Source organism: Klebsiella sp. G-Nf4, from assembly GCF_002810615.1.
GTDB classification, from domain to species: Bacteria; Pseudomonadota; Gammaproteobacteria; order Enterobacterales; family Enterobacteriaceae; genus Klebsiella; species Klebsiella variicola.
The window spans coordinates 142,042-166,407 of the sequence record NZ_PION01000010.1 but is presented as its reverse complement, the minus strand read 5'-3'; the positions used below and the strand labels follow the sequence as shown (position 1 = coordinate 166,407).

Below are 24,366 nucleotides of genomic sequence, written 5' to 3'. Positions count from 1 at the left end.
TTAACAGTAGAAATTCCCGCTCGCTCAGTATAAACGATGAGGGTTGCGAAATTAATGGTCGATTTGCATTCTGACAGGGTGCGAAAAATAGGCAGGAAAGTTACTCGCTGTTATTAAGTTGTGGGCGTGATACATCTCGGTCATTCATTAATATTTTTATTAATTCAGATAAGAAATGATTTTGTGTTGATGATTGGTGATAGTTAATATATATCGTGATGTCCGGAAATAGCTCGTCTATATTGATGACGTGAAGTTGCATGGCCGGCGAAATAAAGTCATATAAATAAGAAGGAACGAAGCCAATTAAGTCGGTTTTATTGATCATGTTAAGAATGGTCATAAAAGAGTCGCTGCGAAAGGCAATATTACGCGGATTTAACCATGGCGTGCTGCTTTGCTGGACGCGCTGAATGACAGGATCGTTGGTGATATAGTGGGTGAAAAATTCCTGCGCCAGCGCATCAATCGACGTGAGTTGCTCTCGCCGCGGATGGTCCGCCCGGCAAACCGCCAGGGTCTGCACCGTCTGATAGGGCTCACACAAAGTGGCACGGTTGGTAACGGGCATTCGGGTGAACACCAGGTCCGCCTGGCGATACGCCAGCAGCTCCTCAGCCGATTCCGTGGTGGTCAGGTTATGGTGCTCAATCTGCAAATTGGCCTGATGACAGAGCTCATTAATCATAAAATGGCTATTGACTGAACAGAACAGCGGGGGGCCATATATCACAATACGTTTACGCAGTTCGGAGCGATTATTGAGATTGATGGTTTTTTCCAGCTGTTCAAGATTTTGTTGCAAATGATAATGAAGATTGATGCAGGCGGTGGTGGGTGTCATCCCTTTCCCGACGCGAACAAATAACGGATCGTCTAACTGCTGGCGCAAACGCTGCAACGACTGACTCACCGCTGACGGGGTGATAAATAACATGGCGGCTGCTTTGCTGATGCTCAAATGTTGATAGATACATTCAAAAATAACCAATAAATTCAAATCGAACTTTTTCAGATCGTAAAGATTTGCCATTAATGCAGTCCTGTGTATTATCAGCGCGGGTAGAAATATTCTTAGTGAGAATGTTGGTTGGCTTAATATTTGCGGTGTGAATTTAATTACCGGGCTATAACGTTAAGTTCTGCTTAATATATCTTATTGTCGACAGGGGCGCCAGCGGTCCTTGTTATCTGGCGCCATTATGCAATGAGATTATTCTTGTTCGCCCATCATGATATGCAGCTTTTCTTTATCTGGCAGACCGACCACCTGCTGTAACATATTATCCTTATTCATATAGTAAATGGCTGGCGTGACGTTGGCCCCCAGCTCGTCCATCAGCTGCTGATTAACGTTGAGCACTTTCATCTTCTCCGGTGGGATAGCCTGCGGGAGCGTCAGGGCCATTTTCCCGTTTGATTGCTCGTAATCATGCCAGGTCTTCGCCGGATCCTTGGTGGCAAGAATGGCGGCGGCGGTGGCCGGGCTTTCTGGCTTGATCACGCCCACCAGCAGGGTGCGAATCTGTACTTTACCGGCTTCCACCCAGGGACGGGATTGCTGCCAGAACTGTTTACAGTAGGGGCAGAAGGGATCGGCAAAGACATACAGCACGATGGGGGCGTCCTTGTGGCCATCCTGCAGCCAGTTGGCCTGAGCCATCTTCTGCCACATCTCCTGTCCTGCCGGAGTGTAGAGTTCTTTCTGAAACAGCTGCTCGCTGAGGTTGGTGCCGTTCTCATCATACATATAGCCGGAGATCGCGTGTTTACCGTCTGGTGTTAGGTAGATGGCGACGCCCATATCCTGATATTTTCCCAGCCAGCCTTTCATTCCCCCCGGTGCGTCAAAAGGTTTGATGATAGTAATGCCCTGTTTTTCAATCGCTTTTACCGGGGAGGGTAGGTCCTCCGCATGGCTGCATAACGGGAAAACGCTGAGTAACAGCAGTCGCTTTAACATGAGTATTCCTTGTAAAATCAGCAGGTAAGGGAAAAGCATTGCCGAACCTATTACAGTCATAGGTAAGAACAGCTGAACGATGGATTGCCCTTTCCTGGCATGGGTGATGTAATCCTGGATGCTGTTACATTAAGGTAATGTAGAGCGCAACACATAGCCAGTCTGACTGGCGCTGAACCTACCTTCGGGTATTTCAGGTAACGGGGCCGCCTGAAAGGGTGGCCTTTTTACTTTTGTCGCGGCAAATGATGCGAAAAACAGCGAACAGCGCTGAACGCGTCGACAGGTTCACAGAGTTGTCTTGTTCCGGTTGTTAGATAACGCTTATTGATTCGATAATGTAAACGCATTGGTCGGGTCAGGAAAAATTCGTTAACTTAGACCTCAACGAAAACACGGAGGAAGTATAGATGTCCTTAATTAACACTAAAATCAAACCGTTCAAAAACCAGGCATTCAAAAATGGTGAATTCATCGAAGTCACCGAGAAAGACACCGAAGGCCGCTGGAGCGTCTTCTTCTTCTATCCGGCTGACTTCACTTTCGTCTGCCCGACCGAACTGGGCGACGTGGCTGACCATTACGAAGAACTGCAGAAGCTGGGCGTAGACGTTTACTCTGTGTCTACCGATACCCACTTCACCCACAAAGCGTGGCACAGCAGCTCTGAAACCATCGCGAAAATCAAATACGCGATGATCGGTGACCCGACTGGCGCCCTGACCCGTAACTTCGACAACATGCGTGAAGATGAAGGTCTGGCTGACCGTGCCACCTTCGTGGTTGACCCGCAGGGTATCATCCAGGCGATCGAAGTTACCGCTGAAGGTATCGGCCGTGATGCGTCTGACCTGCTGCGTAAAATCAAAGCGGCGCAGTACGTTGCTTCTCACCCAGGCGAAGTCTGCCCGGCTAAATGGAAAGAAGGCGAAGCGACACTGGCTCCGTCTCTGGACCTGGTCGGTAAGATTTAAGTCTGTTTGTGCCCGGCGGCGCTACGCTTGCACGGGCCTACAAGATCGTAGGCCGGGTAAACGGCGTGCCACCCGGCAATCAATGGGCGCTTTCGCGCCCATTTTATTCCAACACCATGATGCAAGCGCATTCAGGCCGCCTGGACAAGGCCGCTTGCATGATGATGTTTTAAGCCCAGGAGATAACAATGCTCGACACCAACATGAAAACCCAGCTCAAGGCCTACCTTGAGAAGCTGACCAAGCCTGTTGAGCTGATTGCCACGCTGGATGACAGCGCTAAATCGGCAGAGATCAAGGAACTGTTGGCTGAAATCGCTGAACTGTCAGACAAAGTCACCTTTAAAGAAGACAACACGCTCGCGGTACGTAAGCCATCATTCCTGATTACGAACCCAGGTTCCGACCAGGGTCCACGCTTTGCGGGCTCTCCGTTGGGCCACGAATTTACCTCGCTGGTGCTGGCGCTGTTGTGGACCGGCGGTCATCCGTCGAAAGAGGCCCAGTCGCTGCTGGAGCAGATCCGTGATATCGATGGCGATTTCGAGTTCGAAACTTACTATTCGCTCTCCTGTCATAACTGCCCGGATGTGGTGCAGGCCCTGAACCTGATGTCGGTGCTCAACCCGCGCATCAAGCACACGGCGATTGACGGCGGGACCTTCCAGAATGAAATTACCGATCGTAACGTCATGGGCGTTCCCGCGGTGTATCTGAATGGTCAGGAGTTTGGTCAGGGTCGGATGACGCTGACGGAAATTGTTGCCAAAGTGGATACCGGTGCGGAAAAACGCGCAGCGGAAGAGCTGAACCAACGTGACGCTTACGATGTGCTGATCGTCGGCTCCGGCCCGTCCGGCGCGGCAGCGGCGGTCTACTCTGCGCGTAAAGGTATTCGTACCGGCCTGATGGGCGAACGCTTCGGCGGCCAGGTGCTGGATACCGTGGATATCGAAAACTATATTTCGGTGCCGAAAACCGAAGGCCAGAAACTGGCCGGCGCGCTGAAAGCGCACGTCAGCGACTATGACGTCGATGTGATCGACTCCCAGAGCGCGACCAAACTGACCCCAGCGGCGACAGAGGGTGGCCTGCATCAGATTGAAACCGCCTCTGGCGCGGTGCTGAAGGCGCGTAGCGTCATCATCGCCACCGGGGCGAAATGGCGCAATATGAACGTACCGGGCGAAGATCAGTATCGCACCAAAGGCGTGACCTACTGCCCGCACTGCGACGGTCCGCTGTTTAAGGGCAAACGCGTAGCGGTAATTGGCGGCGGGAACTCCGGGGTAGAGGCCGCTATCGACCTGGCGGGCGTCGTAGAGCACGTGACCCTGCTGGAGTTTGCTCCAGAGATGAAAGCCGACCAGGTGTTGCAGGATAAAGTCCGCAGCCTGAAGAATGTCGACATCATTCTCAATGCGCAGACCACGGAAGTGAAAGGCGATGGCAGCAAAGTCACCGGCCTGCAGTATCGTGATCGGGTAAGCGGTGATGAGCATCATGTCGCGCTGGCGGGGATCTTCGTGCAGATTGGCCTGCTGCCTAACACCACCTGGCTGGAAGGCGCCGTTGAGCGTAACCGTATGGGTGAGATCATCATCGACGCGAAGTGCGAAACCAACGTCAAAGGCGTATTCGCCGCTGGCGACTGCACCACCGTGCCGTACAAGCAGATTATTATCGCGGCAGGGGAAGGGGCAAAAGCGTCGCTGAGCGCCTTCGACTACCTGATCCGCACGAAAACCGCATAACAAGTCAGACAATAAACCTGCATAACAAAGAGGCTACCCTGGGGTAGCCTCTTTTTTTATCTTTTATTTCGTCACGCTTATCTGACGACCATCACCGGGATATGGGCATGGCGGATCACGCTCGAGGCATTGGATCCGAGCAGGTGGGTACTGATGGACGGGTTGCGTGAGCCAATCACCACGACGTCGGCGTTAATTTCGTTGGCCAGCTCGTTGACCATATCGCGCACGCTGCCGAAACGGACATGCAGCTTGATACGCGATGGGTCAATGCTGAAATGGCTGACCATCGTCTGAAGACGGGTTTCCGCCTCATGCTGCAGGTGTTCTTCAAACCGCCGCAGATCGGCGGTAAAGCGGCTCATGGTGAAGCTCGCAGAACCGGGTAATACGTGGAGCAGATGGATCACCCCGTCCTGCTGGGCCAGAAACTCCGCATGCCGGACGGCCTTATCGCTCAGCGCCATCTCAAAGACATCAACGGGCATAATGATAGTCTTATACATATGCATTCCTCCTTGTTCGTTTGCGTCTATATCAACATATTATATGCGGATATAGTGTCATTCAGGTCGCAAAACTGTCAGTCAGGCAGGTGCAAAGCGTAAAAAAAGGTTAGCGGGGGAAGAAACAGCAGAAAGAGGATGTATGGACATCCTCTGAATAAAGCGCGAAACGCCTCAGGCAGCAGGGATTAGCGGTGGAATTCGCCAGCGGCTTCCGGCTGGTACAATAGCTCCAGCACTTTCAGGTGTGTCGATGCACCGCCCGGCAGCTCCCAGTGAATGGTGCTGCCGACTTTCAGACCCAGCAGCGCGGCGCCCACCGGCGCGAGGACGGAGAGCTGGCTGGCGCTGTCAGTCACCTGTGACGGAAACACCAGCGTCCGCACGCGCTCTTCGCCGCTGGTTAAATCGCGGAATTTTACCTTACTGTTCATGGTGACGACGTCATGCGGCATCGCTTCCGGCGCCAGCATTTGCGCGCGGTCGAGCTCGTCATTCAGGGCATCGGCAACCGGTAAGTTAGCGAAAGCCGGCTGCTCCAGCAGCCTGTCGATACGTTCGGCATCCAGTTCGTTAATGATGATAGCGGGTCTGGTCATTGCATACTCCATGTTATCCAGGAACCTGTCCGTAAAAGAAAACCCTCGCCGAAAAGGGCAAGGGTTAAGGTTTTACCATCATACTGAGAGTTGCCGGCGGTTTGAAGTGATGAAACGCACATTCAGCGTGCAACGCCACCCGGAGGGCGGCGTTTTCTGCTCAGCACGTCGCTTTGCGCTACTCACCAACCTTATCCAGGATAAACTGGGTTCCACAGTTGCCCGGGTGAGGCTGTGGCAGAAAGGCGGAAGTGGTCAGCGGGGCGTTAATAGTGGCGGCGTTGAGGGAGATTTGCATCTCAGTCAGATAGGCCGGATTACCGTTACAGGTTAATTTAAACGCCTTCACGCTTTGTGGACCCCAGGCGCGGGCCACCGCGGCATCGAAGTCGGCGCGGCTGACGGTTTGACCATAATGCTTCGCGAGGAAATCGCCTACCGGGCTATGCTTAATTTCCCCATTCAGGCGCACCATGGTGCCAAAATAGCTATCGGGATCAAAGCCGAAGCAGACGCCATGTTTGGCGTATTCGTAGCGCTCCAGGCAGGAGGTGCCGCCCGAACCCGGCATCACGTTATTGAGCTTATTGGCCATCTCCAGCGACAGGCCGGTTTCCGCCGCCTGGCATTTGCGGTTCGCTTTCACTTCCGGCATGTCGGGCACCGGGCGCGTGGCGCAGCCGTAGCGCATCCAGCGTCGTTCATCCACCCCGCGTGCGGCAATCGATTTTGGCAGTCCGGGCCACAGGCCGTGCACGGTCAGAAAATCGGCTTTGTTCGCCGTGTCCTGTTGCAGGCGGCACTCTTCCGGTTCGCTACGGTTGCGGTCAAGCATGCTCTGACAGAATCCGGTTTGCCAGGAGAGGGCAAGGACGTAGCGGTCAAAATCAGCGTATCGCGTCGCGGTGAGCGGTTCAGCGCCGGCCTGAGTGGCGGTGAGCACAAGGGCTATCGCGGCGAAATCCTTCCTGAACATGTTTATTCCTGATTGTGGATGACAAAAGATAACGGGGAGTTATTAAAGCATAAAAAAGGCGCCTGCTGGCGCCTTTTCGCGTGGTTAGACCATTAGTGGATTGCGCTGCCGGGTACGAGGATCTCGGTAGCGATAATCACCACCAGCAGGCCAACCATCACCGGCACGGAGGTGCGTTTAACCACTTCGAACGGCGAAATTTTCGCCATCCCGGCGACGGCAACCACTACCCCGGAGACCGGCGATATCGTGCGGCCGAGGTTAGAGGCCTGCAGCATCGGAATCGACAGATAAGCCGGATTGATGCCGGAAGAGTGCGCCAGCTTGGGGATCATCTCAACAAAGGCATAGAACGGAGCATTACCGGAGCCGGTAGTCATCGCCGCCAGCATGGTCAGGATCACCAGTACCAGCATCAGAATAATACTGGCCGAGCCGAACGACGTGGCGATGGAGATCAGCCCGTTGATAAAGCCGATAGTGCTTAACCCCTGGGCAAAGACGCCGGCAGCGACCAGCAGCATTACCACGCCGGCGAAGGCGTCGGCCATGCCGCGGTAGGCAACTTCCAGCCCGCTGAAGACATTTTTGGTGTTAAACCCGCGCAGGAACTCAAGGATCGCCGCCAGCAGCATGCAGCCAACGAGGATAGTGATAATGTGCAGTTCCGGTCCCCATTTACCATCAAAGATCAGTACGCCGATGATCGGGGTAAACGGCAGAATGGCGTACAGCGCCGGGGCGGTGGTGGTGATGTCGTTGACATCCAGCATTTCGTGGGAAATGTTCTCTTTTTTATCCAGATAACGCTGCCAGAAGAAGTGGGCAATCGCCATGCAGATAATGGCCGCGATGGAAATAGGCAGCGTGGTCTTGAAGGCAAAGTCGATCAGCGGCATTTCAGCGGCTTTCGCCGCCAGCACGACATCGCCAGAGGTGGGCGAGAGGATAATGGCCGCTGGTGAAGCGCAGATGGCGGCAGCCGCGCCGCGGCTGATACCGACGTTCACCATCACCGGGAACAGCGTCGCCATCAGCAGCACGCCAAGGCCGGTCGCCGAGGAGACCGCCAGCGACATCAGGCAGGCGACAAAGTAGGCGGCAATCATCAGCAGATAGGGCGAATTAATATAGCGCAGCGGCTTTGACGCTAATTTAACCACCATGTCATTGGCGCCAATATGGGTCATATAGGTGGCGAAGCCGCACAGCATCATAATCATCATACCCAGATCGCCACCGCGGCTCATGAGTAGAATCTTAATGTATTCAATAATATCGGTAGCGGAATAGCCGGTGCTGTCGGTGTTTCCCGGCAAGACTTTATGCCCCAGCAGGGCGCTGACGATCAATAAGATTAAGCCCCCGACGAACAGCACCCCGGTGGCCGAGTAGCCCTTAATGATATAGCGGGCGACGCCCACAATGACCACAATCCCGATCAGGATCTCAACAAACGTCAGCATTTATTACCCCTAAGCCCAAAGAATATGTAGATAAAAAGCGTCACACCAAATTTTAATGTGCGAATGTGCCGAAAAAACGGACAAAACTCGCTGATGCAAATCAATAAAGCGATAAGAACTACGCGTCACCCGTCTCGCCTGGATATAATCACCAGATGGATAGTTAAAAGGTTCTGATGGTCACCGGGCGAAAATCAGGAGTTTGCCTTATTTCGTTCAACCTGTATTGAGGCTATCTTTGCTATTTTAGGCGGCTTTTAAATGAAAGTGGTAATGGAAAAGTGTTGATGTTACGTCGTTTTTCACTGTTTTCTCTTGGTTTTTTTGGATGGTTGTTGGTATCCGTAAACGCCAGCGCGTCGTTTTCATCGACCCTCAGCGAAGGTTACCATACCTTAAGTAATAACGTGGCGCAGACCTGGAATGAGCCGGAGCACTATGACTTGTACGTTCCAGCCATCACCTGGCACGCGCGGTTTGCCTACGATCAGGAAAAGATCGATAAGTATAACGAACGCCCCTGGGGGGCGGGTTTTGGCGTCTCGCGCTGGGATGAGAAAGGAAACTGGCACGGTCTGTACCTGATGGCGTTTAAAGATTCTTTCAATAAATGGGAGCCTATCGGCGGCTACGGCTGGGAGAAAACCTGGCGCCCGCTGACCGACCAGAACTTCCACCTTGGCCTCGGCTATACCCTCGGGGTAACGGCGCGCGATAACTGGAACTACATTCCTATCCCGGTGATCTTGCCATTAGCATCAATAGGTTACGGTCCAGCAACCTTTCAGATGACCTATATTCCAGGCACTTACAATAACGGTAACGTTTACTTCGCCTGGGCTCGTATACAGTTTTAATTCGCTAAGTCTTAGCAATAAATGAGATAAGCGGTGCGTCTTGTGGAAAAACAAGGACTAAAGCGTTACCCACTAAAAAAGATAGCGACTTTTATCACTTTTTAGCAAAGTTGCACTGGACAAAAGGTACCACAATTGGTGTACTGATACCCGACACAGCATTAGTGTCGATTTTTCATATAAAGGTAATTTTGATGTCTAAGATTAAAGGTAACGTTAAGTGGTTTAATGAGTCCAAAGGATTCGGTTTCATTACTCCGGAAGATGGCAGCAAAGATGTATTCGTACACTTCTCTGCAATCCAGTCCAACGGTTTCAAAACTCTGGCTGAAGGTCAGCGCGTAGAGTTCGAAATCACTAACGGTGCCAAAGGCCCTTCTGCTGCAAACGTAATGGCTATCTAACCAACACGTCAGTAGAATATAAAAACCCGCTTTAAGCGGGTTTTTTTTTGCCTGTTTTCAGGGTCTTAACGGCTGGCAGCCTGCGAGAAAAGCCAGAAGGCGGCCGCTGTCATAGCAAACGACCCCAGCAAATTTACCAGCACGTTGAGGAGTGCCCAGCTCACCCGTCCCTGTTGCAGGAGAAAGACCACTTCCGCAGAGAAAGTGGAGAAGGTCGTCAGCCCACCGCAGAATCCGGTGGTAATCAGCAACTTCCACATCGGGTCAATATCGGTTAGACGATTAAACCACGCCAGCCCGGCGCCAATCACAAAGGCACCTACCAGGTTGGCCGTCAGCGTCCCAATCGGGATAGCATGATGCATAGGATTGAGCTTCATGCCGAGCCACCAGCGCAATACGCTGCCGGTGCCACCGCCGATAAAAACGGCGCAAAGAAGTTGAAACACGGTTGTTTCCTGCTATTTGATATAAGAGAGCCTCAAGTGTAGCGCGCGACGGGCGCGGTTGGCTATTCATAACCTGACGGAGAAAAACATGCGGGTAGCGGCAGGACAATTTGCCGTCACGCCAGTATGGCGGACGAATGCGCAGACCTGTGTGGCGATGATGCAACAGGCTGCGCGTGAAGGGGCGGCGCTGCTGGTGCTGCCGGAGGCGTTGCTGGCGCGGGATGACAACGACCCGGACATGTCAGTGAAATCGGCTCAGTCGCTGGATGGGGAATTTTTGCAACTGCTGCTGGCTGAGAGCGGGCGTAACCGTTTGACCACGTTCCTGACACTGCACGTGCCGTCAGGAGAGGGCAGAGCGACCAATACGCTGGTGGTATTGCGGGGTGGCGAAGTGATAGCTCATTATCACAAGCTCCATTTATATGATGCCTTCGCAATGCAGGAGTCGCGGCGGGTGGATCCTGGCCAGCAGATCCCGCCGGTGATTGAGGTGGCGGGATTACGCGTTGGCCTGATGACCTGCTACGATCTGCGCTTTCCGGAACTGGCGCTATCGCTGGCGCTGAACGGGGCGGAGCTGCTGGTACTGCCCACCGCATGGGTGAGGGGGCCGCAGAAAGAGCACCACTGGGCGACGCTGCTGGCGGCGCGCGCCCTTGATACCACCTGCTATATCGTGGCGGCAGGCGAGTGCGGGACGCGGAATATCGGCCAGAGCCGCATTATTGATCCGCTGGGAACGACGCTGGCGGGGGCAGGGAGTGAGCCGCAGGTGATCTTTGCCGATGTCTCCGCGGAATACCTTGCCCGGGTTCGCGAGCGTTTGCCGGTGCTGCAGAACCGACGATTTGCGCCACCGCAATTATTGTGATGTTTTTTTAAACAAGGCTTGATTCACCTTGTTACAGATTGCTATTGTGTCCGCGCGTCAAATACCCGTATTGTTTATCCGAATAATTCGCTGTGCACGTCAGGATGGACACCTCTGCACTAACTCCTTGAGGAGAAGGCTCTGGGCCGAATCACGCAGCCCACGCACAGGTGGATTACAATATGACGGATAAATGCGTGTATGATGGCGTATTCGCAGCTTGTATAGAGAAGAAGGTTAGCTATGGGTGAGATTAGTATTACCAAACTGCTGGTAGTCGCAGCACTGATTATCTTAGTGTTTGGTACCAAGAAATTACGTACGCTGGGCGGCGACCTGGGTTCGGCTATCAAGGGCTTTAAAAAGGCCATGAACGAGGATGACGATAGCGCGAAGAAAGCCACCGTGGAAGAAGAAGCGCCGGCGCAGAAGATCTCTCATAAAGAGTAATTGATTCGATGCGTCCCTCCGGAGGGATGCTGGCGGAACGGCGAAGAGGCCGCGACGAATATCGTTGCGGCCTTTGTCGTTTTTGGCGATGCCGCGCAGAAAAGATGCAACGAACTGTTACGAAAACGCGAAGCAGAGGAAGCGGAGAGGGGCCGCTGCGGCGAAAAATCGCGCAGCGGCAGAAGCGGTAGTTACTTAACTTCCATCCCTTTAGCCTGCAGGTCGGCATGGTAGGAAGAGCGAACGAAGGGGCCGCAGGCAGCGTGGGTGAAGCCCATCGCCATTGCTTCCGCTTTCATTTCTTCGAACTCTTCCGGGCTGACGTAGCGCTGTACTGGCAGGTGGTGACGGCTCGGCTGCAGATACTGACCTAACGTCAGCATGGTGACGCCATGGCGACGTAGGTCGCGCATTACTTCAATGATCTCGGCGTTGGTCTCACCCAGACCGACCATCAGGCCGGATTTCGTCGGGAGCTCCGGGTGCGCTTCTTTAAAACGCTCCAGCAGCTTCAGCGACCAGTTGTAATCCGCGCCCGGACGCACCTGACGATAAAGACGTGGTACGTTTTCGAGGTTGTGGTTAAAGACGTCCGGCGGGGTCACCGTCAGGATTTCGAGCGCGCGATCCATACGGCCGCGGAAATCCGGCACCAGCGTTTCGATCTTAATTGACGGGTTTTTCTCGCGAATGGCGCTAATGCAGTCGGCAAAATGTTGCGCTCCGCCATCGCGCAGGTCGTCACGGTCCACTGAGGTGACCACGACATAGCGCAGACCCATATCGGCGATGGTTTGCGCCAGCTTCTGTGGCTCGTTCGCATCTGGGGTGACCGGACGTCCATGCGCAACATCGCAGAACGGGCAGCGACGGGTACAGATCGCGCCGAGGATCATAAAGGTCGCGGTACCGTGGTTGAAGCATTCTGCAAGGTTCGGGCAGGAGGCCTCTTCACACACGGAGTGCAGGCCGTTCTTACGCATCGCTGCTTTGATACCCTGGATACGGGACGAATCTGCCGGAAGTTTGATTTTCATCCATTCCGGTTTTCTGAGCAGAGCTTCACGCTCAGTTGCCACGTTTTTCACCGGGATAAGGGCCATTTTATCGGCGTCGCGGTACTTAACACCGCGTTCCATCACAATGGGTTTACTCATAGCGTGCGTGTTCCAGTTGCGAGTCACGAAGGAAAGCGAATTAATTCAATGAAATGTTGCAATTATCAACTATTTTTGAATCAAGAGCAGGCAGTATACCATTGAAAAGGGGCAGAAAGCAGCCTGCCTGCCTCGCAAATTGTAAAATAGTTGTTGTTTTATCCTTTTCCTTTCCGTGCGCTACGCCTTAAATGCCTGGATTACCGTCTCGATAATCTCTTTCAGCAACGGCTCCTTCCCACTTTGTTTATTGTAGTGCAGTGCGACATTAATTTTTTCGTCCTGCAGGGGATTGAAATCAAGGGGTTGCAGCGGCCAGAGCCGGGATACCATGGCGAACAGGCGCTCGGTGGTTAGCCCCAGCATGTCGCTCTCGGCGATCATGGCTGCCTGGGTCAGCAGGTTAAAGGTGCTGAATCCGCAGCGTCGTTCGCCCATCTCTTCCTGCAGTCGGCGGTGAAGGGTAGGGTAGCGCTGGCCTTCCGGCAGCAGCAGCGCAAACTCATACTGAGCGAGGTGAGTTTCATCCTGCGGGCCGTGCAGCGCGGGGTGTCCAGCGCGGCAGTACATCCGCACCCGATCCTGGTACAGCACATGATGGCTTATCGCCTGGCCGCTGTGCAGATGAGTGTCAATTAACAGATCCACCTGGCGCTGGTCGAGCTGTCGCGCGGCGTCGGTGATGGCGATGTTGTGCAACAGGATCTGCGGAAAGGCCGGTTTCAGCGCGCTGGCCACGATGGGCATCAGCAGCGCCCCCATTCCTGGCGTGGTGGCGATAGTGATCACCCGCTGCTGGTGGGGGCTACCGGCGATATCCAGTGCACTGAGGAAAGCCTCCATACCCCGGCTGATGTACTGATGAAGATGGGTGGCATACGCGGTGGGCATCACGCCTTGCCCCTTGCGGATAAACAGCGGGTCAGGAAAAAGCGCCCGCAGTTTGTTAATCGACTGGCTAATAGCCGACGGCGTGATATTCAGTATCTTAGCGGCGTTGACGATGCCTTTATGGACGTAAACGGCTTCGAAAATAGTTAACAGGTTGAGGTCAATATTGCGCAGGATGCGAAACATCTGGCGGTCATAACGTTCATCCTGTCGTTCAGGGGATTCTGACGGAGACGTATTCTCTGGCACACGATGAGTCCGGTTGGGAATGATAGGGCAAGTATAGCGGCCCACCGCATCCCGTACGTGACAATTGATTGCAAAAATAATGTGTTAATCGTTTAGCGCCCCGCCGCCAGCGGGGCGCTGATCTGCCGTTTACTGCTGGGGGAGATATTCGTGCGGGGGATGGTCCAGCAGCGCCAGCAGATTGGCGACCAGCCGCGGGGCGACCGTCTCTGGAGTCACCTCTGGCTGCCACTGGCGCATTTGCGTCATCTCCATGCCGGCATAGCCGCAGGGATTGATGCGCAGAAACGGCGCGAGATCCATCGCGATATTGAGCGCCAGGCCGTGGAAAGAACACCCTTTGCGGATCCGCAGTCCCAGTGAGCAGATTTTGCGATCGCCGACGTAGACGCCTGGGGCGTCGGCGCGGGGATGCGATTCGATGCCATACTCGGCCAGGGTATTAACGACCGTTTGCTCCAGCAGCGTCACCAGCTCGCGCACACCCAGCTTGCGGCGTTTAAGGTTCAACAGGACGTACATCACCTGCTGTCCTGGACCGTGATAGGTCACCTGGCCGCCGCGATCGCTCTGGATCACCGGAATATCGCCGGGCACCAGCACGTGTTCCGCTTTGCCTGCCTGGCCCTGAGTGAAGACCGGGTGATGTTCCACCAGCCAGATCTCGTCGAGGGTGTCTTCATCGCGGGCGTCGGTGAATTCATGCATCGCCTGCGAGATGGGTTCGTAAGGTTGCAGGCCAAGCTGCCGGATAAGAATTTTATTGTGCTGCAAAACAACATCTCCGCCGGGAAGAGAGGACTCAGGGCGGGGAGTATATCACAGCAGGGCGGAAGGGGATGAAAGGACCCGGCACGGCGGCCGGGTCGGGGAAAAGGTTACAGCACCATCCGTACGATATCGATATTGCCTAACTCTTCGTACAGCGTTTCCACTTGCTCAATGTGGGTGGCGTTGATGGTGATGGAGACCGAGTGGTAGTTACCTTTGCTGCTCGGTTTTACTGACGGCGAGTAATCACCAGGCGCATGGCGCTGTACCACTTCCACCACCTGATCAACCAGCTCCGGCAATGCCTGCCCCATTACTTTGTAAGTAAAGGGTGTAGGGAATTCCAGCAGTTCGTTAAGTTTGGTTTTCATGTCAGCTCCGGTGTTACGACAAAATAATAACTCCCACCAAGGGCGGGAGTTATCAGGTTACTTGGATAAATAGTATATGGGGATGGAAATCACACTTTCAAGTGTTCGATTTTTAACCAAACCAGTGGTGGAACATTAACTTAATGTAATCAATAATTTTGCCAAAGAAATTCCCTTCCGGAATTTCCTGCAGCACCACCAGCGGGCGCTGATCGATGGTTTTGCCATCCAGCTGGAAGTTGATGGTGCCGACCACCTGATTTTTCTGCAGCGGGGCGTGCAGTTCAGTGTTATTCAGCACATAGCTGGCTTTCAGATCTTTCATCCGGCCACGCGGAATGGTCAGGTAGACATCTTTATCCACCCCCAGCGAGGCGCGATCGCTGTCGCCGAACCAGGCCGGTTCGGACGCAAACTCTTTGCCGGCTTTAATCGGGTTGACGGTTTCGAAGAAGCGGAAACCCCAGGTCAGCAGTTTTTTACTTTCCGACTCACGACCTTTGAAAGTACGCCCGCCCATGACCGCCGAGATAAGACGCATCTGGCCTTCGGTGGCAGAGGCGACGAGGTTATAGCCCGCCTTGTCGGTATGACCGGTTTTGATGCCATCGACGTTCAGGCTGTTATCCCACAGCAGGCCGTTACGGTTCAGCTGGCGGATACCATTGAAGGTGAACTCTTTCTCACGATAGATGGAGTACTCGTTCGGCACATCGCGGATCAGCGCCTGGCCAATCAGCGCCATGTCGCGCGCGGAGCTGTACTGCCCGTCGGCATCAAGACCGTGAACGGTCTGGAAATGGGTGTTTTTCAGGCCCAGGGCGTTAACATAGTTGTTCATCAGGCTGACGAAGGCGTCCTGGCTACCGGCAACAAAGTCGGCCATGGCCACGCAGGCATCGTTACCCGACTGCAGGTTGATACCACGGATCAGCTGCGAAACCGGAACCTGCATTCCTGGCTTGAGGAACATCAGGGAAGAGCCTTTGAAAACCGGGTTGCCGGTGGCCCAGGCATCGTTGCCGACAGTGACCAGATCGGACTCTTTGAATTTACCCGCTTTCATCGCCTGACCGATAACATAGCTGGTCATCATTTTAGTCAGACTGGCCGGGTCGCGACGGGAGTCGGCGTTATTTTCTGCCAGCACTTTGCCGGAGTTGTAATCAATAAGCACCCAGGATTCGGCGTCAATCTGCGGGGCGCCTGGGATCATCGTTTTGATATTCAGGTCATCGGCGCGGGCAGCGGAGGAGAGCGCTGCAACGGAGAGCGCCGTGATGAGTAAACGAGCGGTGAAAGAGGTCTTCATGGTCAGAACAACGGCATCCGTGATGGAGTTAAAAAAAGTGCCTTACTATAGCAAATGCTCTGCGGGCCAGCATCCGACATTGCGCATGAGTTTGTTAATGACTTTTACATGCGCATCTTGAGCGGGCCGCCCGCGGCGTTTAGTTGGCGTGAGTAATAAAGGACTGCAGCTGCGCTTCGCTTTGCAGGCGCTGCTGAACCGCGCTGGCCTGCGCCTTGTCAGCAAACGGGCCCAGTTGAATACGCCATACCGCGCCATTCTGCATGACCCGGCCTGGTACGGAGAACTGCTGGCTCAGGCGCTGTTGATACTGCTTCGCCCGCGCCTGGTCGCTTACCGCGCCAACCTGGACGACAAAATTACCGCTGGCGCTGGAGGTGGCGGTAGAGGAGGCGGCAACGGCGCCGGCGGTCGCGGCAGTGGCCGCTGTAGCCGCTACGCTACCCTGGATGGAGCCTGGCGCGGTGACGGGAGCCGTTTGCGTCGCGACGGCAGCAGCAGGGGCCGCAGTGGCAGCGGTCGTGGCTGCCGGCTCGCTACTCTCCAGCACGCCGCTGTTCAGCGGCGTCGGGGCGCCGAGGAAACCGCCGCTGTTCACCGGTGCGCCGACGCTGTCTTCCGGCTTCAGGGTGTTGTTGCTGATCGGGCGAACGTCAGCAGGCGCAGGCTGGCTCATGCCTGTGGCGTCACCGCCGTCCAGATTCGGTCGAGCGGGCAGGGCGTACGTTTGTTTGGCGACGGTGGTGCAGGCCATTCCCGGACCGGAAAGCGAACCGTCAGGCGCAACGATGATGGGGTCGATACGCACCTTGGTGTTGTTCGAGGTGTTCAGACGGTCAGCGGACGCACGGGAGAGCGAGATGACGCGATCGTTACCATACGGGCCGCGATCGTTAATCCGTACGACGATCATGCGCCCGTTAGCTAGGTTGGTGATCCGCGCATAGCTCGGGATTGGCAGTGTGGGGTGCGCTGCGGTCAGTTGCGTCGGATCGAAGGCTTCGCCGCTGGCAGTCAGGTTACTGTTGGGCTCAGCGTCATAGATCGCCGCAAAACCGGTCTGAGTAAAGTTTGCCGGATCCTGAACGACTTTGTAACTTTTGCCGTCGCGCTCATAATCCTGATTCGCCGTGGCGTTCGGCGTTTCATACTGCGGATCGGCACCACTGATCTCAACCGTCGGGCCATTACAGACGGCCGGCTGTGGAGTACTGACCGTTTTTTGTTGCACGTCATCACTCGAACATGCCGCCAGCAGCCCCGCTGCTATGCAGATCCCCAGCCATTGCTTACGCATTGCAAACCCCTTTAAACGCTTTTCGACAACATTTTTCTGTGGGTATGGATCGACATCACGATACCAAACCCGGCCATCAATACGATCAGGGCGGAGCCCCCGTAGCTCACCAGCGGCAACGGTACGCCCACCACCGGTAAAATACCACTCACCATACCAATATTTACGAAGACATAAACGAATAAAATCAACATTAAACCACCGGCCATGACCCGGCCAAAGGTGGTTTGTGCCTGGGCGGCAATCCACAGTCCGCGCATGATCAGCAGGATATACAACGCCAGCAGGATCAGCACGCCAATCAGCCCCAGTTCTTCGGCCAGTACGGCGAAGATAAAGTCGGTGTGGCGTTCCGGCAGGAACTCCAGCTGCGACTGCGTGCCGTGCAGCCAGCCTTTGCCGCGCAGACCGCCGGAGCCAATGGCAATTTTAGACTGAATAATGTGATAGCCGGCGCCCAGCGGGTCGGTTTCCGGATCGAGGAGCATCATCACGCGCTGGCGCTGATAGTCATGCATCAGGAAGAACCACAGGATCGGAATAAAGGCGGCGACCAGCACCACGGCGATCCCGATAAGACGCCAGCTCAGGCCGGAAAGGAACAGCACAAACAGCCCGGAGAGAGCGATCAGAATCGAGGTGCCGAGGTCGGGCTGCGCTGCCACCAGCAGGGTCGGCAGGAAGATCAGCACCAGCGCAATCGCGGTGTTCTTCAGCGAGGGCGGACAGACGTCGCGGTTAATAAAGCGCGCGACCATCAGCGGCACGGCGATTTTTGCTATCTCCGACGGCTGAAAGCGAACGATACCGAGATCCAGCCAGCGCTGCGCCCCTTTGGAGATGGCGCCGAAAGCATCAACGGCCACCAGCAGAATAATACAGAAAATATAGAGATAGGGCGCCCAGCCTTCATAGACCCGCGGCGGGATCTGCGCCATGACGATCATGATCACCACGCCCATGGCGATCTGGCCGATTTTACGCTCCATCATGCCGACGTCCTGACCGCTGGCGCTCCAGATAACCAGCGCGCTATAGGTCAGCAGCGCCAGCAGGATCAGCAGCATGGTGGGGTCAAGATGGATTTTATCCCACAGCGATTTTTTGTTCGGATTATCCGTCATTATTGATCCTCCCCTGCGGTGACCGCCGGGTTTTCGCTTGGCAGCGTGGTGTTGTTATCGCCCAGCATAATGTGATCGAGGATTTGGCGCATAATGGTGCCGACCGCCGGGCCGGCGCCGCCGTTTTCCAGGATCATCGCCACGGCAACCTGAGGGTTGTTATAAGGCGCAAACGCCGTCATCAGTTTGTGGTCACGCAGACGTTCAGAGATGCGGTGCGCGTTATAGGTTTCGTTAGCTTTCAGACCGAATACCTGGGCGGTACCGGACTTGGCCGCGATCTTATACGGCGCGCTGGCGAAGTATTTGTGCGCGGTGCCGTTGCCGCGGTTGGCCACGCCGAACATGCCGTCTTTGGCGATTTCCCAGTAGCCGGAATGGATGTCGCCCACCGGCGGCTCATGCGGCTGGACCCACGGAACGGGCTTGCCGTCTTCCACGGTGCTTTGCAGCAGATGCGGTACTTTCACCACCCCGTCGTTAATCAGGATCATCAGCGCTTTGTTCATCTGGATGGGAGTGGCAGTCCAGTACCCCTGACCGATGCCCACCGGAATGGTGTCCCCCTGGTACCAGGGTTTCTTGAAGCGCTTGAGCTTCCATTCGCGGGTCGGCATGTTGCCCGAGCGCTCTTCAGAAAGGTCGATACCGGTGTAGTGGCCGTAGCCAAACTTGCTCATCCACTCTGAGAGGCGATCGATGCCCATGTCATAGGCGACCTGGTAGAAATAGGTATCCGCAGACTCCTCCAGCGCTTTGGTGACGTTCAGGTGGCCGTGGCCCCATTTTTTCCAGTCACGATAGCGTTTATCGGAGCCAGGCAGTTGCCACCAGCCAGGGTCGAACAGGCTGGTATTGCGAGTGATCACCCCGGCGCTCAGCGCCGAGACGGCGACGTACGGTTTTACCGTCGACGCCGGCGGATAGACCCCCTGCGTCGCACGGTTGACCAGCGGCGTGTTCGGATCGTTGAGCAGGCCGGAGTAATCTTTACTGGAGATGCCATCGACGAACAGGTTCGGGTCGTAGCTCGGCGTAGACACCAGCGCCAGAACGGCGCCGGTACGTGGATCGGTGACCACCACGGCGGCACGACTACCGGCCAGCAGGGTTTCGATATACTGCTGCAGCTTGAGATCGAGGGTGAGGTAGATATCGCGTCCGGCCTGCGGCGGCACCTCTTTCAGCTGACGAATGACGCGGCCGCGGTTGTTCACTTCAACCTCTTCGTAGCCGGTCTGACCGTGCAGGACGTCCTCATAATAACGCTCAATACCCAGCTTACCGATGTCGTGGGTCGAGGCGTAGTTAGCCAGTTTGCCCTCTTTGTCGAGGCGGTCGACGTCTTTATCGTTAATTTTTGAGACGTAGCCAATGACGTGCGTCAGCGCGGAGTTATAGGGGTAGTAGCGACGCTTGTAGCCTTTGACTTCCACACCGGGAAAGCGGTACTGGTTGACGGCAAAGCGGGCAACCTGCACTTCACTGAGGTTGATCTTTACCGGAATCGAGGTAAAGCGATGGGAGCGGGCTCGCTCCTTTTTGAAGCCGGCGATATCGTCGTCCGTTAAATCGACGACGTCACGCAGCGCATCCAGCGTCTGCTGCACGTTATCGACTTTCTCCGGCATCATCTCCAGCTGATAAATGGTGCGGTTAAGCGCCAGCGGGGTGCCGTTGCGATCGTAAATAATGCCGCGGCTCGGCGGGATCGGCACCAGCTTGATGCGGTTTTCGTTCGAACGCGTCTGATAGTCATTGAAGCGAACGATTTGCACATTGTACAGGTTGGCGACCAGAACGCCGGTAAGCAGCAAAATCCCCAAAAAAGCGACCAGCGCCCGGCGCACGAACAGCGAGGATTCAGCCGTATAGTCGCGGAAAGAATTCTGTAATTTCATTCGCTGCTTAGTCTACCCTGATCATCATTACTCACGGTGGTACGGGTGGTTGGTGGTAATGCTCCACGCCCGATACAGACTCTCGGCCACCAGTACGCGCACCAGCGGGTGAGGTAAGGTGAGGGTGGAGAGCGACCAACTCTGTTCCGCCGCTGCTTTACAGGCTGGAGAGAGGCCTTCCGGGCCGCCTACCAGCAAACTGACGTCGCGCCCGTCCTGTTTCCAGCGTTCCAGTTCGCGCGCCAGCTGCGGCGTATCCCATGGTTTTCCCGGAATATCCAGGGTCACGATACGGTTCTTACCGGCAGCGGCCAACATCATCTCGCCCTCTTTTTCGAGGATGCGCTTGATATCGGCGTTCTTGCCGCGTTTACCGGCGGGGATCTCCACCAGTTCAAACGGCATATCTTTGGGAAAACGGCGCAGATACTCGCTAAAGCCGGTCTGTACCCAGTCCGGCATTTTGGTGCCAACGGCCACCAGCTGCAACTTCACGCATTAACTCCAGAGTTTTTCCAGCTCGTACAGACGACGGCTCTCTTCCTGCATGACGTGAACCATCACGTCGCCGAGGTCGACGACGATCCAGTCGGCGGCGGCTTCCCCTTCAACGCCCAGCGGCAGCATGCCGGCGGCGCGGGATTCCTGAACCACGTGGTCGGCGATGGACATCACGTGACGGGTGGAGGTGCCGGTGCAGATAATCATGCAATCGGTGATGCTGGATTTGCCATGTACATCAATGGCGACGATGTCCTGACCTTTCAGGTCATCAATTTTGTCGATAACAAAATCCTGGAGTGCTTTACCCTGCAAGTGTTCCCCCTGGGTGCATGAAGATTGATAATGATAAAGAGCCTGACAGTATACCTGAACTGATGAAAAAGTCGGGTGAAATGTCTGTCGGCAGGCGTTCGTGGCGGGGTATCATCCCATCCCTCGCCGCGGATTGCATCGCCATTTTTGTAAAACAATTTCTGCAAACATGCTGTGGCGGATGCTGCCCGGCAGCGGAGAATAGCAGCCTGCTCTGGCCTGTCAATGGTCTGGCGGGAATTCTTCTTGCGGCTGCCAGACGGCCTGGCTATTTAATACGCGCAGGGTGGTGAAATCGTCGCGCATATCGAGGAGGCTCCAGGCGCCATGGGCAATCGGGAAATGCCACATCGCCGCCGGGGGCATCTGCAACAGCAGGGCCGTCAGCAGGCTCAGAACGCCCTGATGGCCGACAATCAGCAGGTGGTCAAGATGGCGGCAGTCGGCCAGCGTTGTGGTGAATTCGCTGACGCGGCGGGCAAAATTCTGAAAGCTTTCGCCGTTGGTGGGGGCCACGTGCTGCCAGTCAGCACACCACGCGGCATAGTTTTCCGCATCCTCTCGCTGAAGGTCGCGATGATGACGCATCTCCCAGTCGCCGAAAAACATTTCATTGAGCGCGGCATGGCACTCACGCGGGATATGGCGATCGCCAAGCAGCAGATCGGCCGTTGTCCCGGTTCTCGCCAGCTCGCTACAGAATACTTTATCGAAAGGCACCGCGCGCAGCCGTTCGCCGAGCGCTCGCCCCTGGGCGACGCCGCGCGGCGTCAGAGGAGTGGGGGCGTGGCCGCTGTATAACCCGGCAACGTTGGCTTCGGTTTCGCCGTGGCGAACTAACCATAATTTCATGATGATGCTCAGACAGGCGGTGGAGACGTGGCGCTACGATAGCGCTTTTTTAGCATCAGGCCCAGTCCGGGGTCAGCAATAGAGTCCCTGCTCGCGGATGTAGTCCAGCACGGTGGCCGGTAGCATCTCGGCGCAGGATTCCCCGCGCTCGAGGCGCTGGCGGATAATCGTCGCTGAGATATCGAACCATGGCGTCTCAGCCAGGTAGATGGCCCCGGCGGGGCGGTTATGCAGACGCTCTACGTCGTGGGTTAAGTGGCGATCCAGCCACTGCTGATCCGCGTCGTGCGCCATGGTCAGCGGGTAACCCGGGCGGCGGCAGACGATCAGATGAACGTTATCAAGGATGGTTTCATAGCGATGCCAGGTGGGGAAGGTGAGCAGCGAATCCTGGCCGATGATAAACGCCAGCGGTTTTTCTGACCCCTGCTCCTGACGCCACGCCTGCAGCGTGTCTGCCGTCCAGGAGGGGGTGTCACGCTGCAGCTCGCGTTCGTCGAGCGTGAACAGCGGCTTATCGGCGATCGCCAGCTTAAGCATATGCACGCGCTGGGCGCTGGTGGCTTCCGGCTGGGGACGGTGCGGCGGAACGTTGTTAGGCATGATGATGACCTTGCTCAGGCCAATCTGATTCGCCAGGATCTCGACCGGCTTGAGGTGACCATAATGCACCGGATCGAAGGTGCCGCCATAGATTGCCTGCAACTGAGTCATATCAACCATCAATAAAAACGTCCGCCAGGGCTTTGTGGCAGAGCAACAACGAAAGACTTTCCAGTTCGGGCCAGACGTCGTGCCCGTAATCCTGTTTAAAGGTCAGTTCTGCACGGGTCAGGAGGGTCACCGCCTGGCGCAGCTGTTCCCCGCTCAGTCGGGCGAGGGCATCGCTGAGCAGCTGACGGCGGTTTTGCCAGACCCGATGTTTATCAAACAGCGAGCGCAGTGGCGTGTGCGTCGACTGGCGTTTGAGCGTGACCAGCAGCAGCAGCTCCCGCTGTAGCGTGCGCAGCAGGATCGCCGGCTCGCAGCCTTCAAGGCGTAGCTGTTGCAGGACATGCAGCACGCGCTTGCTTTTGCCTGCCAGCAGCGCATCGACCCAATGGTAAGGGGTAAAGTGGGCGGCATCGTTTACCGCTTGCTCAACGCGAGGCAGGGTCAGCTTGCCGTCCGGCCAGAGTAGCGCCAGACGCTCCAGCGCCTGCGCCAACGCCAGCAGGTTGCCTTCGTAACAATAGCACAGCAACTGACTGGCCGCGTCGTCGAGCTGCAGCCGATGCTGTTTGGCCCGGGCGGCCAGCCAGCGCGGCAGCTGCGCGTATTCCGGCGTCTGGCAACTGACCTGGACGGCCCGCTGCGCCAGGGCGGTGAGCCACGCGGCATTCTCCTGGGCTTTGGTCAGCTTATTCCCGCGAACCAGCAACAGCAGATCGTCGTGCAACAGGCTGACCAGGGTCGCCAGCTGTTCGTTGATCGCCGCGTTAGGGCCGTTTTCCGGCAGGATTAGCAACAGCGTTTGCCGGCTGGAGAACAGACTCAACGCCTGGCTTAACGCGAAAATCGCCTGCCAGTCGGTGCTGTTATCGATGGTGAAGGTGTGGTGCTCGGTAAAGCCCTGGGCGGCAGCGGCATCACGAATGGCGTCCTGGCTTTCCTGCAACAACAGGGGATCGTTGCCAAGCAGCAGATAGGCCGCGCGCAGCCCTTCAGTGAGCTGCGCGCGGAGCTGTTCCGGGTACAACCGAATCATCATTGACCCAGAGTGGTGGAGACGCGGTTACCCGAGGAAGCCGGTGCCGTGCTGCCGGCGACCGGTTTCTCTTCCTGCTGGGTTGCTTCAACATCTGCAACCTGTACGCTCGGCAGCTTACGAATCAGCTGTTCCGCTGCTTTGTCGTACATTTCCTGGATAATCATATCCTGCTCGGCGTCTTTCGCTAACGCCGCCTGCGGGTTATCGAAGAACGAACGATAGACCTTAGTGGTAATCGGATAGATATCGTGACCCGGGATCAGGACGCTGGCATGAACGGTCATGACCATCTGATACTCCGCGGTACGACCATCCTGGAACACCGAGGCGGTATCTTTCTGAATCGACGAACCATCGAGGCGCAGAGAAGGAACATCTTTACGCAGCGTGCTGGCGTCAATCAGGTCCACGCCATTAAGACGCAGCTGATTACGTACCGCGCGACTTAACGGTCCGTTCGGATCGCTCGACTGAAGAATCATGGTTTTCATGGTGGTGGGCACCTTCGTAGTGCTACGCAGATGCCAGCCACAGCCGGCGGTGACAAGCACCGCCAGGGATAACAACATTGTTACCAGATATCGCACGCTTCCTCCCGCG

Annotated in this window: 27 protein-coding genes; 6 read left to right on the top strand and 21 right to left on the bottom strand. The window is 55.7% G+C overall.

Going from position 1 to position 24,366, the window contains the following annotated elements; all coding sequences use genetic code 11:
* Nucleotides 1-100: 100 nt before the first annotated feature.
* Nucleotides 101-1,033, bottom strand: coding sequence for a DNA-binding transcriptional repressor CitR (gene citR, locus CWM57_RS20290; RefSeq protein ID WP_100675919.1), 933 nt, complete (start codon nucleotides 1,031-1,033; stop codon nucleotides 101-103).
* Between the two features lie 180 nt (nucleotides 1,034-1,213).
* Nucleotides 1,214-1,963: a thiol:disulfide interchange protein DsbG gene (gene dsbG / locus CWM57_RS20285; protein WP_100675918.1), complete on the bottom strand. Its 750-nt coding sequence runs from the start codon at nucleotides 1,961-1,963 to the stop codon at nucleotides 1,214-1,216.
* Between the two features lie 410 nt (nucleotides 1,964-2,373).
* On the opposite strand from dsbG, the gene ahpC reads away from it, so the two are divergent.
* Together ahpC and ahpF are read left to right on the top strand one after the other, a co-directional pair.
* Nucleotides 2,374-2,937, top strand: coding sequence for an alkyl hydroperoxide reductase subunit C (gene ahpC / locus CWM57_RS20280; RefSeq protein WP_002894394.1), 564 nt, complete (start codon nucleotides 2,374-2,376; stop codon nucleotides 2,935-2,937).
* Between the two features lie 188 nt (nucleotides 2,938-3,125).
* Complete coding sequence (ahpF, locus tag CWM57_RS20275; RefSeq protein ID WP_074386552.1) at nucleotides 3,126-4,691, top strand: alkyl hydroperoxide reductase subunit F; 1,566 nt, start codon at nucleotides 3,126-3,128, stop codon at nucleotides 4,689-4,691.
* 77 nt (nucleotides 4,692-4,768) lie between these two features.
* Here the strand turns inward: ahpF and uspG are convergent, their stop codons facing one another.
* The 4 genes from uspG to dcuC form a co-directional block, all read right to left on the bottom strand.
* Nucleotides 4,769-5,197 carry a universal stress protein UspG gene (gene uspG / locus CWM57_RS20270; protein ID WP_061155360.1) on the bottom strand — a complete coding sequence of 143 codons (429 nt, stop codon included), beginning with the start codon at nucleotides 5,195-5,197 and terminating at the stop codon, nucleotides 4,769-4,771.
* A 188-nt stretch (nucleotides 5,198-5,385) separates the two neighbouring features.
* On the bottom strand, nucleotides 5,386-5,796 hold the full coding sequence (gene rnk / locus CWM57_RS20265) for a nucleoside diphosphate kinase regulator (protein WP_100675917.1): 411 nt from the start codon (nucleotides 5,794-5,796) through the stop codon (nucleotides 5,386-5,388).
* A 178-nt stretch (nucleotides 5,797-5,974) separates the two neighbouring features.
* A complete protein-coding gene (gene rna / locus CWM57_RS20260) occupies nucleotides 5,975-6,772 on the bottom strand; it encodes a ribonuclease I (protein ID WP_074386551.1) in 798 nt (265 codons plus the stop codon).
* A 92-nt stretch (nucleotides 6,773-6,864) separates the two neighbouring features.
* Nucleotides 6,865-8,238 (bottom strand): anaerobic C4-dicarboxylate transporter DcuC, encoded by a 1,374-nt coding sequence (dcuC, locus tag CWM57_RS20255; protein ID WP_100631553.1) that lies wholly within the window; start codon nucleotides 8,236-8,238, stop codon nucleotides 6,865-6,867.
* 332 nt (nucleotides 8,239-8,570) lie between these two features.
* Here dcuC and pagP point away from each other — a divergent pair, with 332 nt between their 5' ends.
* Both pagP and cspE read left to right on the top strand, forming a co-directional pair.
* Entirely contained in the window at nucleotides 8,571-9,095 is a 525-nt protein-coding gene (gene pagP / locus CWM57_RS20245; RefSeq protein WP_319823402.1) for a lipid IV(A) palmitoyltransferase PagP, read from the top strand.
* Between the two features lie 194 nt (nucleotides 9,096-9,289).
* Entirely contained in the window at nucleotides 9,290-9,499 is a 210-nt protein-coding gene (cspE, locus tag CWM57_RS20240; RefSeq protein ID WP_012542460.1) for a transcription antiterminator/RNA stability regulator CspE, read from the top strand.
* Nucleotides 9,500-9,564: 65 nt separating this feature from the next.
* Here the strand turns inward: cspE and crcB are convergent, their stop codons facing one another.
* The gene (crcB, locus tag CWM57_RS20235) at nucleotides 9,565-9,948 is read right to left on the bottom strand and encodes a fluoride efflux transporter CrcB (RefSeq protein WP_100675915.1); all 384 of its coding nucleotides are present in this window, start codon (nucleotides 9,946-9,948) and stop codon (nucleotides 9,565-9,567) included.
* Between the two features lie 88 nt (nucleotides 9,949-10,036).
* Between crcB and CWM57_RS20230 the strand changes: the two genes are divergently transcribed.
* Complete coding sequence (locus CWM57_RS20230) at nucleotides 10,037-10,825, top strand: deaminated glutathione amidase (protein WP_100675914.1); 789 nt, start codon at nucleotides 10,037-10,039, stop codon at nucleotides 10,823-10,825.
* Between the two features lie 243 nt (nucleotides 10,826-11,068).
* Nucleotides 11,069-11,275 carry a twin-arginine translocase subunit TatE gene (gene tatE, locus CWM57_RS20225; RefSeq protein WP_008805630.1) on the top strand — a complete coding sequence of 69 codons (207 nt, stop codon included), beginning with the start codon at nucleotides 11,069-11,071 and terminating at the stop codon, nucleotides 11,273-11,275.
* Nucleotides 11,276-11,466: 191 nt separating this feature from the next.
* Here tatE and lipA read toward each other — a convergent pair whose 3' ends face one another.
* From lipA to lptE, 14 genes are all read right to left on the bottom strand, one after another.
* The gene (gene lipA / locus CWM57_RS20220) at nucleotides 11,467-12,432 is read right to left on the bottom strand and encodes a lipoyl synthase (RefSeq protein ID WP_061155356.1); all 966 of its coding nucleotides are present in this window, start codon (nucleotides 12,430-12,432) and stop codon (nucleotides 11,467-11,469) included.
* Nucleotides 12,433-12,612: 180 nt separating this feature from the next.
* Entirely contained in the window at nucleotides 12,613-13,572 is a 960-nt protein-coding gene (locus CWM57_RS20215) for a YbeF family transcriptional regulator (protein WP_074386546.1), read from the bottom strand.
* 129 nt (nucleotides 13,573-13,701) lie between these two features.
* Complete coding sequence (gene lipB / locus CWM57_RS20210) at nucleotides 13,702-14,346, bottom strand: lipoyl(octanoyl) transferase LipB (protein ID WP_074386545.1); 645 nt, start codon at nucleotides 14,344-14,346, stop codon at nucleotides 13,702-13,704.
* A gap of 104 nt (nucleotides 14,347-14,450) precedes the next feature.
* Nucleotides 14,451-14,714, bottom strand: a complete 264-nt coding sequence (gene ybeD / locus CWM57_RS20205) for a DUF493 family protein YbeD (protein ID WP_002894474.1) — start codon at nucleotides 14,712-14,714, stop codon at nucleotides 14,451-14,453.
* A 112-nt stretch (nucleotides 14,715-14,826) separates the two neighbouring features.
* The gene (gene dacA, locus CWM57_RS20200) at nucleotides 14,827-16,026 is read right to left on the bottom strand and encodes a D-alanyl-D-alanine carboxypeptidase DacA (RefSeq protein ID WP_061155353.1); all 1,200 of its coding nucleotides are present in this window, start codon (nucleotides 16,024-16,026) and stop codon (nucleotides 14,827-14,829) included.
* 139 nt (nucleotides 16,027-16,165) lie between these two features.
* Nucleotides 16,166-17,323 (bottom strand): endolytic peptidoglycan transglycosylase RlpA, encoded by a 1,158-nt coding sequence (gene rlpA / locus CWM57_RS20195; protein ID WP_074386544.1) that lies wholly within the window; start codon nucleotides 17,321-17,323, stop codon nucleotides 16,166-16,168.
* Between the two features lie 11 nt (nucleotides 17,324-17,334).
* Nucleotides 17,335-18,447 (bottom strand): peptidoglycan glycosyltransferase MrdB, encoded by a 1,113-nt coding sequence (gene mrdB / locus CWM57_RS20190; RefSeq protein WP_008805635.1) that lies wholly within the window; start codon nucleotides 18,445-18,447, stop codon nucleotides 17,335-17,337.
* Nucleotides 18,447-20,348 (bottom strand): peptidoglycan DD-transpeptidase MrdA, encoded by a 1,902-nt coding sequence (gene mrdA / locus CWM57_RS20185; RefSeq protein ID WP_061155351.1) that lies wholly within the window; start codon nucleotides 20,346-20,348, stop codon nucleotides 18,447-18,449. Before mrdA ends, mrdB begins: the two co-directional genes overlap by 1 nt.
* Before the next feature lie 27 nt (nucleotides 20,349-20,375).
* The gene (gene rlmH, locus CWM57_RS20180) at nucleotides 20,376-20,843 is read right to left on the bottom strand and encodes a 23S rRNA (pseudouridine(1915)-N(3))-methyltransferase RlmH (protein ID WP_002894620.1); all 468 of its coding nucleotides are present in this window, start codon (nucleotides 20,841-20,843) and stop codon (nucleotides 20,376-20,378) included.
* Between the two features lie 3 nt (nucleotides 20,844-20,846).
* Complete coding sequence (rsfS, locus tag CWM57_RS20175) at nucleotides 20,847-21,164, bottom strand: ribosome silencing factor (protein WP_002894623.1); 318 nt, start codon at nucleotides 21,162-21,164, stop codon at nucleotides 20,847-20,849.
* Nucleotides 21,165-21,386: 222 nt separating this feature from the next.
* On the bottom strand, nucleotides 21,387-22,016 hold the full coding sequence (locus tag CWM57_RS20165; protein WP_100631549.1) for an adenosylcobalamin/alpha-ribazole phosphatase: 630 nt from the start codon (nucleotides 22,014-22,016) through the stop codon (nucleotides 21,387-21,389).
* 72 nt (nucleotides 22,017-22,088) lie between these two features.
* The gene (nadD, locus tag CWM57_RS20160) at nucleotides 22,089-22,739 is read right to left on the bottom strand and encodes a nicotinate-nucleotide adenylyltransferase (protein WP_008805638.1); all 651 of its coding nucleotides are present in this window, start codon (nucleotides 22,737-22,739) and stop codon (nucleotides 22,089-22,091) included.
* Nucleotides 22,732-23,763 (bottom strand): DNA polymerase III subunit delta, encoded by a 1,032-nt coding sequence (gene holA, locus CWM57_RS20155; protein WP_100675913.1) that lies wholly within the window; start codon nucleotides 23,761-23,763, stop codon nucleotides 22,732-22,734. The genes nadD and holA overlap by 8 nt, the downstream gene beginning before the upstream one ends.
* Nucleotides 23,763-24,353 (bottom strand): LPS assembly lipoprotein LptE, encoded by a 591-nt coding sequence (gene lptE, locus CWM57_RS20150; protein WP_008805640.1) that lies wholly within the window; start codon nucleotides 24,351-24,353, stop codon nucleotides 23,763-23,765. Before lptE ends, holA begins: the two co-directional genes overlap by 1 nt.
* Nucleotides 24,354-24,366: the final 13 nt, after the last annotated feature.

Coding starts and splice junctions, on each gene's coding strand:
- citR (WP_100675919.1), bottom strand. CDS start 1,033: ATGGCAAATCTTTACGATCTGAAAAAGTTCGATTTGAATTTATTGGTT.
- dsbG (WP_100675918.1), bottom strand. CDS start 1,963: ATGTTAAAGCGACTGCTGTTACTCAGCGTTTTCCCGTTATGCAGCCAT.
- ahpC (WP_002894394.1), top strand. CDS start 2,374: ATGTCCTTAATTAACACTAAAATCAAACCGTTCAAAAACCAGGCATTC.
- ahpF (WP_074386552.1), top strand. CDS start 3,126: ATGCTCGACACCAACATGAAAACCCAGCTCAAGGCCTACCTTGAGAAG.
- uspG (WP_061155360.1), bottom strand. CDS start 5,197: ATGTATAAGACTATCATTATGCCCGTTGATGTCTTTGAGATGGCGCTG.
- rnk (WP_100675917.1), bottom strand. CDS start 5,796: ATGACCAGACCCGCTATCATCATTAACGAACTGGATGCCGAACGTATC.
- rna (WP_074386551.1), bottom strand. CDS start 6,772: ATGTTCAGGAAGGATTTCGCCGCGATAGCCCTTGTGCTCACCGCCACT.
- dcuC (WP_100631553.1), bottom strand. CDS start 8,238: ATGCTGACGTTTGTTGAGATCCTGATCGGGATTGTGGTCATTGTGGGC.
- cspE (WP_012542460.1), top strand. CDS start 9,290: ATGTCTAAGATTAAAGGTAACGTTAAGTGGTTTAATGAGTCCAAAGGA.
- CWM57_RS20230 (WP_100675914.1), top strand. CDS start 10,037: ATGCGGGTAGCGGCAGGACAATTTGCCGTCACGCCAGTATGGCGGACG.
- tatE (WP_008805630.1), top strand. CDS start 11,069: ATGGGTGAGATTAGTATTACCAAACTGCTGGTAGTCGCAGCACTGATT.
- lipA (WP_061155356.1), bottom strand. CDS start 12,432: ATGAGTAAACCCATTGTGATGGAACGCGGTGTTAAGTACCGCGACGCC.
- ybeD (WP_002894474.1), bottom strand. CDS start 14,714: ATGAAAACCAAACTTAACGAACTGCTGGAATTCCCTACACCCTTTACT.
- dacA (WP_061155353.1), bottom strand. CDS start 16,026: ATGAAGACCTCTTTCACCGCTCGTTTACTCATCACGGCGCTCTCCGTT.
- rlpA (WP_074386544.1), bottom strand. CDS start 17,323: ATGCGTAAGCAATGGCTGGGGATCTGCATAGCAGCGGGGCTGCTGGCG.
- mrdB (WP_008805635.1), bottom strand. CDS start 18,447: ATGACGGATAATCCGAACAAAAAATCGCTGTGGGATAAAATCCATCTT.
- mrdA (WP_061155351.1), bottom strand. CDS start 20,348: ATGAAATTACAGAATTCTTTCCGCGACTATACGGCTGAATCCTCGCTG.
- CWM57_RS20165 (WP_100631549.1), bottom strand. CDS start 22,016: ATGAAATTATGGTTAGTTCGCCACGGCGAAACCGAAGCCAACGTTGCC.
- nadD (WP_008805638.1), bottom strand. CDS start 22,739: ATGGTTGATATGACTCAGTTGCAGGCAATCTATGGCGGCACCTTCGAT.
- holA (WP_100675913.1), bottom strand. CDS start 23,763: ATGATTCGGTTGTACCCGGAACAGCTCCGCGCGCAGCTCACTGAAGGG.